The organism is Pseudomonas sp. NS1(2017), from assembly GCF_002269425.1.
GTDB lineage: Bacteria > Pseudomonadota > Gammaproteobacteria > Pseudomonadales > Pseudomonadaceae > Aquipseudomonas > Aquipseudomonas reactans.
On the sequence record NZ_CP022960.1, the window covers coordinates 218,031 to 230,833 of the forward strand.

Below are 12,803 nucleotides of genomic sequence, written 5' to 3' on the forward strand. Positions count from 1 at the left end.
AAAACCGTGTCCGGGATGAGTTGACCACTACAGAGAGACTCCGCAGCCGCTGCAGATGGGATTGCCGGCGCTGGATGCCTTTCCGACCAAGTTATGGAACCGACTGGCTTACCGTGCTCTGCGCCACTCTCCCATCGACGGTTTGATTTACCCTGATGCGAGAGGACATGTTTCTTTGCGCAACGCAGTCGCGGGTTATCTGGGTGTTTCGCGCGGAATTAGCTGTTCACCTGGACAGGTTTTCATTGTCGCGGGCTACCGAGCTTGCCTCGATTTGATCTGTAGAAGCCTGCTACACAGTGGAGATAGCTGCTGGGTCGAAGACCCCGGTTACTTTGCGACCCACCATTTCCTGCGCGAAGCTGGAGCAAACCTTGTTTCGGTTCCCGTCGATAATGAAGGGATGATTGTTCAGTCAGGTATACAACGAGGCAGCGACGCCCGTTTTGCAGTAGTAACCCCGACCCACCAAAGTCCGTTGTGTGTTCCAATGTCGATGCCTCGCCGGCAAAGTCTACTGGCTTGGGCCCACCACCAACAAAGCTGGATTATCGAAGATGACTATGACAGCGAATACCGCTATCTAGGCCGCCCCCTACCAGCCTTAAAAAGCCTGGATACCTACGATCGAGTCTTGTATTGCGGCACCTTCAGTAAAGTGCTGTTGCCGAGTCTGCGTCTCGCCTACCTAGTGGTACCAGAAAATCTTGTTTCCCGATTCGCTCAGATCGCGGACACCATGCATAGTCATTGCCCTCAGCTATGGCAGGTCACCACAGCCAACTTCATCAATGAAGGCCACTTCGCACGTCATTTGAAGAAAATGCGCGACCTTTATTCAACTCGACGAGGCTTGCTCGTGGATGCGTTGACCAGCGTCCTTGGCTCACGCCTATCGATCGACCATCAAGTCGGAGGGATGCACTTGGTGACACGTCTGGCTGAAGGCAAGGATGATCGTGCCATAATCGCTAAAGCAAAAAGCGCTGGATTGAGTGTTCACGCGCTCACTAACTGGTACTTAGACGCGCCATCTGAGTCGGGCTTGCTGTTAGGTTTCACCAACGTGAAAGACAGGGAGCAAGCCTTATTCTTGGCCACAAAGCTTGGCCAAACGATAGAAAACTGACTAAATTGTTCCAGTAGACGCCCCTCCCCTAAAACTACCTTTTGGGAATTTTATCAAGGGATCTTGTGGACCGGATTTGTAGCCCGAGAATCGGCCACAATCGCACTGAAAACACAGCGTTTAACGTGAGTAGAGCACCAAAAATCAAGTTGGCATCAACCTCTCTGTCTCTAAATCTGATCATCGACCGCATCAGCGGTTTTGAATGAAGGCAGCCTGCTCGTTTCTTCGCGTAACCATACGGTGAACGAATGCGTGTAGAGATTTTATTCGAATATACTCTTGGCGGTTTCGCGAAGGCATTTTATGAAGTTTTTGCAAGCGGGATTAACATCTTTATCGGCGCGAATTGAGAACCCCACCTCACCAAAATTAGCACTCTTTGTTAAGTCGAGGACGACTATCAATCCAGCCTTGACGAATTGTAGTGCTGCTGCTCGAGGCATCAACGCAATCATATCAGTTTCCAACAGCAAGCCTATGTTGGTCAGAATAGATAGAGAATTGACATGATGCGGAGGCAGACCCAGTTTCGAATCACGAAAAAATTTTTCGACGGCATTGTAGGAGGGTGATTCCTGAAGTGGGAAGATCCACTCTTCAGTCATCAAGTCAGCGATGCTCAAACCTTTGCTGTCAGCCAGTGGGTGGTCGCATCCGACCACCGCACAAAAAGATTCATGGAACAAAACTTCGTGTTTGAGCGGGAACGCATGGGATAGAGGCAATTCCTGCTCAGGGAGGCGTCCTACGACGATATCTAGATCTCCTGTCGCCAGCGCCGGAAACATTTGCGCCGTTGTTCCTTCGCGAACCGTGATCAACACGCCAGGAGTGGCTTTGCGCAATGCCACGATTGCCCGAGGTAATAACTTAGCAGAGGCCGATATTAGCGTTCCGACAATCACATGCCCTGCTTCACCGGTCCTGAATGCGTTGACCTCCTCAGTCATATAACGCGTCTCGGCAATCAATGACTTGACTCGCCGTCCCAGCATAACACCGAACTCGGTGGGTGTTACTCCTCTATTAGACCGCTCAAACAACGGGCTGCCAAAAAACAACTCAAGATCGTATATAGCTTTTGTTATGGCCGGTTGCGTAAGACTCATTGCATTTGCAGCCCGCACGAATGATCCTGATTCCAGCACCAACTCAAATATCATCAGTTGGTGAAACTTCAATTTGCGGCTTAAGGTGATCGTCGATATAGGTGAAGTTTCCATAACCCTCCTCATGTGAGGTCGATGGTTGCGTCCACAGAACGCCTCAGCCGACAGTATAGCGTGTTCACTCACATCGTTCCTAGGACGATCTCCTCACCGGGAAAAGGTGCCGAAATTGATCGCAAACCCAAGAAATCGACCTGTTAGTGTGCAGGCAAACACCGACACCCTTACGCTTGCCGCTGGGGGCCAGGCGGGTTCGAATATCAATCGCACAGCCCTCACACACCTGTTGCAAAAAGCTCCGAGGTCAGGATGAGCCCCACCGAATGCTACTCGTCCTCTTACCTTTCTAGCTCCCTTTGTGCTGAGGTGAGGGAAGACTCATGACTAAGGGGCCTAATACGTCCGCTAAAGCATCCAGCTTGCTTCGCTAATCCTCATGATTCTGGCGCAGCTACGCAAAGAACGCGTTTGGCTTTCGGCGTAAAGCTCAAGTTCATTAAGCGTCTTCCTACCAAGCGCTGAGTGAAACTTTTTCTGATTTGAGTTTGCCGAATAGTGTGGTGGAGCATCGCCACCCAAATTGGACTGAAAAATCCCTGCTGCGCTTACAGGCAGAAAGTCCTCATAAACTATCGGTTCAAACCTGATCCAACCCTCATCAACAAGCTGATTCAAGCTTTTCATCTGCAAATTATTACCCGAAGCTTCCATTGCCCTTTCGGCTGGAAAATACCGGAAATATGCGAGTCCCAGCGAACGCATCTCCTCATAATTGTCGGGAAATGCTTGAAAAGCCTTTTCCAGAATACGAACGTATTCAGCAGCGTTTGCCTCGTTTGGAACCTCGCCCAACTCGTTCCGAGCAACGCTTAAACGCTCGTCATAGAGAGCTCGCCCCTTAGGCGTGAGAGCAACGCCACGTTGTTCAATTTCCCCGAAGCGAGCAGAGTGACTACCTGACTCTCCTACCTCTTGCCCCACAAAGCTGATGGATTCCTCAAGCGCCTTAAAACTGGTTTGACGTAGGAGGATCGGGCATTTCCTTCGAGGCGGACCTTCAATCACCGCTTTCGGAACAATTCCCTTCATAAACATACCTCGCTGAACGGCATCGATGTCCATAGTACGAGGGGTCAGGTGATTGATATGGGGGCCTTTGAAGGCGACGACATCGGCGATCAAACGGTGCTGAGCACTCAGTTTCATGTATTGGTCAAGAGAGACAGTAGCTATGTTATGCCAGCGGAAGGTTTCGAGAGCACGGTCAACAAACTCCGAAGCGTCCGCAGCAGATAGTCCGCCTGCAGCTTCGCATTGCTCAATTAGTTCTAAAGCTCGAGGAGTAAAAATCTTGCGCTGACAGAGCAAATGCTGAGCGATCGCTCGGAGCTCCGTATCGTCTATCAATTCGACTCTGAGCAGAGAAGTAAATACTCTGAACGGGCAAGTGTTGAGTGCAGCGTCTTCAATTGCCCGAAATGCTGTGGAATGAACAGGGACCCCAGCGGGGGCCAGATCGTAGTACCCGACAGGTTCCATTCCCATCACAGCAAACAACCTACACAACATTGACAACTCTGCATCTGTGCCTACACGAATTGCGCCGTGCCGCTCGTTATGTAAGCGGTGAATTTCACCAGTCTGCGCCAGTTTTTTGAACAGTTCGGGGTCTGCGCTTATGACTTCCCTATTCACCTCGGAAACCAGTTCCATCAAAATACCATAGAGAGGCACTTCATCCCTGTACATCTGTGACATTGCATGGGAAAACGCTGACCTAATCTCGTCCGTACTCGAAAAATTAGAAGCATTCATCGAATGTGTTCTCCTCACAAAATACAACTGCGACGTTAAACCTTGATGGCACCTCAACATGCCTCTCAGCCAGCGTTGGGTAGCAACAAAATACTAGAATCCAATGCCACACCGTAAGAAAGAAAAACTCGATAGGTCTATCGATGTGCATTTCGTAATCCCTTGCAAGAGCAGGTTTGTTATTGATGAAGACCTGTAAAGCACAGGCTGGCTTCATCGCCGACAAGCCCGCTCCTACGAGACTCATGATCCATAGTGGGAGCAGCCTTGCCGGTGAAGCCATGGAGTGCTTTAACTTCTTGTGGACTCCGCGGTACTAACACTGGTCTGGCGACCAGGTGTGCGCAGCGAAATTTTCCCCATCATGTGATCAACACCTTTCTCGGCAACGGCCATTGCTGTCGCGTTGGTGTTGGCGCTGATGATTATCGGCATCATTGAACAGTCAAACACACGAACGTTTTGCACGCCTTTGACCTTCAGATCGGGGGTCAGGACAGACATTGGATCGTCTTCCTGGCCCATCCGGCAAGTACCAACGGGGTGGTAGTTACTTTCCGTAGTCTGGTGGATGTAGTCCAGCAGTGCTTCGTCGGACTGTATCTGGTTGACCGGCGAGAAAATCTCATCGATGACCGAGGAAAACGGAGCTGTCGCGACGATCTCTCTCAGGTATTTGAGCGACTGCAACATGCGGCGACGGTCCGAAGGATCGCTAAGCCAGCGAAGATCAACTTCAGGATGGTCGGCAGGGTTTGCCGAACGCAGCTTCACCGTGCCCCGCGAAAGCGGCTTGACTAGGTTCGCCATCAGAGTCACGGCGTCGGTTGGGCCACGCTTCACCGTTGGCCACATAGCGCCGATGCAATAAATCTGGATATCTGGATCGGCCTCGGGATCGTCGAGGTTAACGAATGCCATAGTTTCCGAGCCTGTGGAACCGATAGGTCCACTGTTTTTGAACGCAAAATACTGAATCGCGTTTTTAAGCGCTTTCAAGCCAGTATCTTCACCAAAGTAACCAATGGGACGTTTCGTGGTGGCCGAGAGAATCGCGACATGGTGGTCTTGCAGGTTCTGACCGACTCCAGGCGAATCGACCAGAGTCTTGATGCCGTGCTCCTCCAGATGTTTGCAAGGACCAATGCCCGACAACATGAGCAGTTGTGGTGAAACAAAGGCGCCTGCTGTCAGGATGACCTCACCAGTGGTTGAGGCCTGATGAGTAATGTCGTCAACCACATATTCCACACCCACCGCGCGAGTGCCCTCAAACAGAATTCGATTCACGCGCGCCGAGGTCACCAAGGTCAAGCGAGGATCGTTAAGGATCGGGCTTAAGAAGGCGTCCGCGGAACTGCAACGTCTCCCGCGATAAACCGTAGATTGCGTAAGACCAACACCATGGAGATTGCCGGAGTTGAAATCATCGGTATATGGAATGTTGAGATTTTGCATAGTACGCAGGAACAAGCTGTCAGCTTCGATGAGGTACGGAGCATCCGACACCTTCAATGGCCCCTCACTACCGTGCGCCTCATTCTGCAATCGCTGATTGCCTTCCTGACGGCGGAAATAGGGAATCAGATCATCCCATCCCCATCCGGCGCCACCTGTCGCTTTATCCCATAAATCATAATCAAGTCGGGAGCCTCGCGCATAAAGCATGACGTTGACCGAACTTCCTCCGCCGACAACGTTGCCTTGGGCGACATCGATGGCACGGCCGCCGAGTGACGGCTGGGGCATAGACCTTATGCGCTTAACAAAAGGTGTTTTACCGTAGATCATCTTCAAAGTGCCAGCGGGCATCTTAATGATCTGATTGTTGTTGCTAGGGCCCGCCTCCAATAAAAGAACGCGTGCGCCGTGTTCGAGAACCAACCTATTCACTGTAACACAACCGGAACTTCCGGCTCCAACAACGATAAAATCGAAACTATCTTTCATTATTCTTATCCTGATGATTAGTCGAGCACAACGCATCGCCGGTTAGGCAACATGATGATGGTGCGACGCAAGGCGCTATCACTTAATTAACAACAATAGTGCTAATATCTTTATTTGGTAGCAATAACTTGCACGCTGCAATAAGACTTCAACCCTTCAATGCCAAACTCAACGCCGAAACCTGATTCCTTATGACCACCGAACGGTAGATCACCAGCCAAACTAGCGTGCTGATTAATCCAGACCGTACCGGACTTCAACTGGCTAGCAACTTCTACTAATTGTTTAGTGTCAGTACCCCAGACTGATGAACCGAGTCCATAACTGGTGTCATTGGCACGACGAATTACGTCGTCTAAATCCGTGTATTTCATGACGGAGCGGATAGGACCGAACACTTCTTTTTTCACAAAGGAAGCATCGTCCGCGGGATTATCGAGCATCGTCACAGGAAAGAAATATCCCTGATCAGGTGCCTCACCTTGATACAGAACTTTCGTTCCGCTGCTCTCTATTTCTGCCCAGGTCGCCTGGATCTGTTGAAATTGCATCTTGTTTTGCACAGGTCCCAGCGCCGAATCTGGCGCATAGCCATCGCCAGTCTTAATTTGAGTGGCGTAGGAAATGAGCGCCTGAGTCACTGCCGGGTAAATCGACTCATGAATATAAAGACGCTTAAGACTGATGCATGCGTGTCCATTGAGCATAAACATGCTCCAGAACAGTGACTCGGCTATCTTTTCTGGATCAGCATCTGGAAGCACAATAGCAGGATCGTTACCGCCCAACTCCAGAGTCAAGCGCTTGAGAGTTGTCGCCACTGAGTTCATTACCCGCTTGCCAGTCTGAGTCGAACCGGTGAAGGTTACCTTGTCGAACCCTGGGTGCGCCGTCATCAGCGGACCAAGAGTATCGCCACCGGTGATGATGTTCAGCACGCCTGGTGGTAGCAGATCAATTCCGTAATCCGCGATGCGTAGCACTGTCAAAGGTGCGTACGGTGAAGGTTTCAGAACGATGGTATTGCCGGTCACCAGCGCTGCCAAAACTTTCAGAAAGGATAAAAGTACTGGTGCGTTCCATGGACTAATGGCGCAGACAACGCCTAGCGGAGTATATCGCTTGATCACATGGCCCATTGTTTTCGTATCGCTTTCTTCTGAAGGCAATTCCAGATTAATCAATGCCGGACCGTATTCATCTGTGAGCGTTTGCAGTTCCCAAGTGGATGTCGATAGCGGACGGCCATGCTCTGCCGTTAGCAGCGCTATCAGGTCCGGTTCGTGCTCCTTGATCCGAGCAATAAAGGAGCTCAGGAGCCCTCGCCGCTCGGCGTATGGAGTTGCTGCCCATGCAGGAAAAGCGCCGCGAGCAGCGGCAACCGCTTGATCCAATCCTTCCTGGCCCACGTCAGGGACCGAGGCGATAGCCTCCCCCGTGGCCGGATTCACAACATCCAGGGTGCCGCCGAGAGAAACCCGTTTGCCCCCTATGAAGTTGAAGAAACCAGCCTCCAGATTAGCCCTCTTTAACAACGACGCGCGAGTGGATTGTTCTTTTTGAAACTCAGCAGACATTTCGCTCATGGTTAATCTCTCGATGTGGTTTTCAGGCGTTGCAGCAGGTGCAGAACGCTCATGCTCGAAACGCAGTTCTAAAATCTATCGAGTAAATTGGCGCTTTAGTAATCAAAAAATCATGAGCGTCTATTACAAGATGGAATATCTTAAATCTAACCGTACTTGTATATCCGTTTAAAAATAATATAACCTTCATGACAGTTGACATTTTGAACTCATGTGCTGCATCCTGCTATAGCAGCTGGTACCTAGCGCCGGACTTAATAACTTCCTTAGAGTTTCCGAGAAAAAATCAGAGTTATCAATACTGCATCAATTAACACGACTGTGTTTTGCGAGAGATACCATGACGCACTCATCCGTTACACCCTCTGAATTTCGCCGTCTCTTACTTTCTGACGAACATCTCTTTTTGTGTACCGATGATCGTACCGAAGCAAATCGAGTGATATCCACACTATTTGGCCCATTCCGGAGCTATGCACCGTCCGGACTGAGGGATGCTGGGCCCGTTCTTGTCCATACGGTCAATTGGGGCACACTTAATATTTCCACAGTCAACTACGGCAGTGACGTGAATATTGAACCTGATGATCTGGGGGGATGGCTAATCGTTACGACGGTGATCGCGGGGCGCATTCGAGTTGTGACAGCCGGCAACAGTTACGATGTCGTCGCTGGTGCTACATTACTTACCGTCGATGAGGATCATTCCCGCTTCGAGTACGCGGCGGGCTCGACCGCATTCAAATTGCGGATTCCACGTAGACGTGTGGAGTCGTTGTGCTGGCGGATGATAGGTAGGCAGGGAAGAAGGCCATTGAAATTCGCCGTGGTCATGGATGGACTTCAAGTCAGTTGGCGCTGGTTGTCCTTGCTGGAATTTGTGGTAAGCACGCTTGAAAGAGGTGGTGATCGTCTCTTCCGTGAGCAGTTCGCACCCGCGACTGAGGAGCTGTTGATGATGACGCTGTTGTCGTGTCAGCCTCACAATTACCCGCCAGCGTTGGCGGAGCAGGCTACGACCATCGCTCCGAGCCAATGGCATCGCGCGGTGGCGTACATGGAGCATCATATTAGTGATGCTCTGACCCTTGCCGATATTGCCAATTCAGCCAGCTGCAGTATTCGTTCCCTAACCCGTACCTTCAAGGAGTTCAAGGGTACCACTGCGATGCGTTATCTAGTTGAACTGAGGCTTGATCGTGTGCATACGCAATTGTTGCCCGGCAACGATTCCGCGACAACGATCGAGTCCATCGCATCGCAGTGGGGATTTACCCACTTGGGAACCTTCTACCAGCAATACAAATCCCGCTTCGGCGAGTCGCCCTCCCAGACTCGCCGAACTCGGTTATCACGGGTCGATGTTCCAACCTCACGAGCTTAGTCAATCCCCTATGCCGAACAGCAGTCTTGGCTGCTTCAACTTTATAGCGAACTCCCGACCAGAAGCATTTTGAACAACGCCCTAGCTGGCCTTCTCCGCAGGTAAGCCCACTCACGCAATCGATTTATGCTTAGTACAAAGTCTGTAACCCTAGCGCTGTACGAAGTTAGCCAGATTCCGTATTCGCTGGCTACCTGCCGTTCTAGATAAGCCACGACGGTTCGCTACCTTGCTTTACGTTCGCCAAGATGCGACCGCAACTCGCACAGGCAGCGAAAGCGCTAAATAAAAATAATAAGGCTAATTCAATGAACATCCCGAGCATTCGTTTGGCAATAGGATTTGCTGCTTGCATGGCAGGAAATCTGGCAGTCGCAACTGAAAATGGTGCCGATACTTTTGCCCTTGGTGCCGAGGGCTTCACCACAGGCAATCTTCCTCCTCCTGGCGTTTACCTGCTGGCATACTATCAGAATTATCACGCGTCTCGCTTTAATGACAAACATGGTAAATCCCTGATTCCTGGTTTTGGAATAAATCTGGATGCGATTATTCCGCGCCTAATCTGGATGACTGAAACAAAGATCATGGGAGGACAATTAGGCTTTAGTGCAGCTCAACCGATACTGGATCTACGTGTCAGCCAGGGCGGAATGACCGATCAACGCCAAGCGATGGCAGACCTAGTCCTGGCAGTATTCCTCTCTTGGCACAATGGGTATCACCATTGGGTGACAGCCATGGAGGCGGCAGTTCCAACTGGCACCTACGACAAAAACCAGATGGCGAATGCCGGCAAAAACTACTACACCTTGCGACCGCTCATTCTATATAGCTACCACCAACCTAACGGATGGGACCTTTCCACTGAAGTGACCTACGGCTTCAACTCAACCAATCACGCCACTAACTACCACTCTGGCCAGTATTTCGCTGCAAACTATGCTGCGGGCTATGAGATCAGCCCACACTGGACGATTGGCCTTCAGGGGGATGCCTTCAAGCAACTAACATCCGATCGAGTAGACGGCTCCGATATAGGATTTCGAGGGCAGGAAGTCGCATACGGACCAGGTTTACATTACCAAGGGCAAGGCTGGTCTTTAGAGGCGAAATATCTAAAATAAGCCTTAGTAGAAAACAGACCAGAAGGGACGACGACCTTGGTCAAACTTGTCTGGTCGTTCTAGGCCAATAAAGCTTCGTAGGCCTGCTCTCCAGATGAATGAGACCGGTTCAATGGCTACTTATGGTTGCTTTTATATAAGCTTCATCGTGTATATAAACCGTAATGGCAGGCCTGCGAAAGAACTATGAATTAATGAAAGCAGGACTTGCCTGTGAATACTGTCTAAATATCAAAGCGATTTGAAAGTGCGAACAACCTAGTTGACTCGACACCAACAAACTTGGCTGATCGACAAGATACTCAAACATCAGTCCACACGGAACTACGTCTCTGATGTTGCTTTTCAAACAAGAACCCTAGCAGTGCGGAAGTCCTGGGACCAGACACAATAGGAGACATAAAAATTATCAAGTAGGCAGAACCGTCGGAAAGCAAAATCGTTTCACAAGCTCCTCCGACGTACAGACATCGGCGGTTGATTGTTTGAGTATTATCAGCGAAGTCTGTTGTACTTGCGAGGCAGACAATGCACCCCAGCCGGCATCCGGATGATCACGAGTAGCGCAGCAATCGGCAATAACGAAAGTACGGTAGTCACGAAACAGCGCATCCCTCGCTGTGGCATGAACACAGTTCTCGGTAGTGACACCCACAACCACCACGTTCTGGATCCACCGCTCTTTAAGAATCTGCTGCAGTTCAGTTTCAAAAAAAGCGCTGTAACGATGTTTTTTGATCAGTCGATCACCCTTCTTTGGTGCGCATTCTGGATAGATCTCGGCCCCAAGGCTGCCTTCAACCAACGCCTCTCCTCGGCCGCTTGGCGGATGGATTTCCCCATAACGTCCAATATCCGTACCGTCTTCCTTGTGTACATGGGCGGTGTAGATGATAGTGGCACCTCTGTCGCGCAAGGCGTCGACCAGTTTATTCAGTATCGGAATCAATGCTCGACCGGTAGACGTTTCCAACGGCGCACCGACGGCGATGAAGTCATTCTGCATGTCGATGACCAGAACCGCGGTCCTTATTGGATCGAAGATTTTGATGTCGTAGCCCATGTTGTCACCTCGTGTAATGCTCAAAACGGCTGCGTCAACAGCCGCCATGAACGTCTGACTTCCAGTCGAGCCTCAAAAAATGTTTAGCGGGTATTCCGTGATGATCCGAATTTCGTCGATCTCACCGCCTCTATCGGAACTGCGGTACGAAGCGTGGCGTAGCCGGAAACTCAAATTTTTTGCGGGGCCTTCTTGCACCACATACTTGGATTCGATATCTCGTTCCCAGGCATGGCCGTTATTGGTCGCCGCGGTATCGAATCCGGTGCCCTTTACGTATCGGGTCATAAAGGTCAAGCCCGGTATTCCGTAAGGCGCCAGATTCATGTCATAACGGACCTGCCAGGATTTTTCGTCTTGGTAGTTGAAGTCGGAATACTGGATCGAGTTGCCCACATACACCGTACTCAAACCATCGATACCATATTGGTAATCACCACGCCCGGACACACGCTGGTGACCAATCAAGAATCGATGCGCGCCCAAGGTGTAGGCGGCCGACAAACTCCATATCCGGTTATCCAATTCACCTGCCCGAGCTTCGCCACTGCTCTTGGTGTCGTAGATATTGAAGTCAAAATTCAAGGCCTGGGTCTTGGTGAGCGGGATAGCGTAGGTGGTGCTGCCATAGTATTTGCGCCAGTAATCTTCGACTTTTTGATAAAACAAACTGCCGGTCAAGCGATCGCTGAACTTGTAAAACCCGCCGACGTAGTCGAGGCTGGTGAGCCGGGCGCTGTCGGGCTTGCTGTCATTGCGATTGTTGAGGCCGGTGAAATGCCCCGCCGAAAACGTCAGATTTTTTATTTCGTTACTGGTCAGCGACAATCCAGTGGCTGACTCGGGCAACAGCCGCGCGTCGGAGGTAGAAAGGATCGGCAACGACATAAGCTGATTGCCGTACTTAAGCACACTGTTGGAGACCTGAACCTTTAGAGCGCCACCGAGTTTTGAGTAATTGTCTTTGGCGCCATCTTTGTCCTGTTCCAATAGGCCGGTACCACCGCCGGTGCGGCCATCGCCGGTGTCCAGTTTCATACCGAACTGGCCAAGCACGTCGACACCGAAGCCGACCGTCCCTTGCGTAAAACCTGACTGGAAAGTACCGATAAAACCTTGGGCCCATTCTTCACCGAAACTCTGTGGCGCACTGGATTGACGGAAGTTGCGATTCATGAACATGTTGCGGATGTTGATGGATGCTTTCGAACCTTCAACAAATCCGGTGGCATCCGACTGTTGGCTGGCCAGTACCGGCTGTATTGCTCCAGTTGTCACCATCAAAGCGACAGCATTTATTGTTTTTATGCGCATAGTAAGCTCCGTTAAAAGTCACTGATTGGCTTAAAGGGGCAAAATATTTTTATTATTGTGATACGCACAGCATAGTGCCGCTCGGTCACAGCTGTTCATTGTTGTTATATGCTGTTTAACACTTGCGACTTAGTCGGCGAATGAATTCAATACAGCAAGCGACGCTGATTATCCAGTCGCTCTGTACTTGGATTTGCAAAACACCAAAAAAGACACACTCTCTTTTTAGGCCATCCAAAAAACAAATGCCAATCAATATCCCC

At 50.5% G+C, this 12,803-nt stretch carries 8 protein-coding genes and 1 pseudogene; 3 read left to right on the forward strand and 6 right to left on the reverse strand.

Annotated features, from left to right (window positions below; genetic code table 11):
* Nucleotides 1-25: 25 nt before the first annotated feature.
* Nucleotides 26-1,129, forward strand: a pseudogene (locus CI807_RS01070) (PLP-dependent aminotransferase family protein); the annotation flags it as partial.
* A gap of 266 nt (nt 1,130-1,395) precedes the next feature.
* Here CI807_RS01070 and CI807_RS01075 read toward each other — a convergent pair.
* The 4 genes from CI807_RS01075 to CI807_RS01090 all read right to left on the reverse strand — a co-directional run bounded on the left by CI807_RS01075 (nt 1,396) and on the right by CI807_RS01090 (nt 7,652).
* Nucleotides 1,396-2,355, reverse strand: coding sequence for a LysR family transcriptional regulator (locus CI807_RS01075; RefSeq protein WP_016976858.1), 960 nt, complete (start codon nt 2,353-2,355; stop codon nt 1,396-1,398).
* A gap of 351 nt (nt 2,356-2,706) precedes the next feature.
* Nucleotides 2,707-4,116 (reverse strand): VOC family protein, encoded by a 1,410-nt coding sequence (locus tag CI807_RS01080; protein WP_038845905.1) that lies wholly within the window; start codon nt 4,114-4,116, stop codon nt 2,707-2,709.
* A gap of 291 nt (nt 4,117-4,407) precedes the next feature.
* Nucleotides 4,408-6,066: a GMC family oxidoreductase gene (locus tag CI807_RS01085; protein WP_016978831.1), complete on the reverse strand. Its 1,659-nt coding sequence runs from the start codon at nt 6,064-6,066 to the stop codon at nt 4,408-4,410.
* Nucleotides 6,067-6,176: 110 nt separating this feature from the next.
* On the reverse strand, nt 6,177-7,652 hold the full coding sequence (locus CI807_RS01090) for an aldehyde dehydrogenase family protein (RefSeq protein ID WP_080642367.1): 1,476 nt from the start codon (nt 7,650-7,652) through the stop codon (nt 6,177-6,179).
* Between the two features lie 340 nt (nt 7,653-7,992).
* On the opposite strand from CI807_RS01090, the gene CI807_RS01095 reads away from it, so the two are divergent.
* Nucleotides 7,993-9,036 carry an AraC family transcriptional regulator gene (locus CI807_RS01095; protein WP_080589276.1) on the forward strand — a complete coding sequence of 348 codons (1,044 nt, stop codon included), beginning with the start codon at nt 7,993-7,995 and terminating at the stop codon, nt 9,034-9,036.
* 308 nt (nt 9,037-9,344) lie between these two features.
* A complete protein-coding gene (locus CI807_RS01100; protein ID WP_016978834.1) occupies nt 9,345-10,163 on the forward strand; it encodes a transporter in 819 nt (272 codons plus the stop codon).
* Nucleotides 10,164-10,572: 409 nt separating this feature from the next.
* Here the strand turns inward: CI807_RS01100 and CI807_RS01105 are convergent, their stop codons facing one another.
* Together CI807_RS01105 and CI807_RS01110 are read right to left on the reverse strand one after the other, a co-directional pair.
* Nucleotides 10,573-11,226 (reverse strand): cysteine hydrolase family protein, encoded by a 654-nt coding sequence (locus CI807_RS01105; RefSeq protein ID WP_025999931.1) that lies wholly within the window; start codon nt 11,224-11,226, stop codon nt 10,573-10,575.
* 72 nt (nt 11,227-11,298) lie between these two features.
* Complete coding sequence (locus CI807_RS01110) at nt 11,299-12,540, reverse strand: OprD family porin (protein ID WP_025999932.1); 1,242 nt, start codon at nt 12,538-12,540, stop codon at nt 11,299-11,301.
* Nucleotides 12,541-12,803 lie beyond the last annotated feature (263 nt).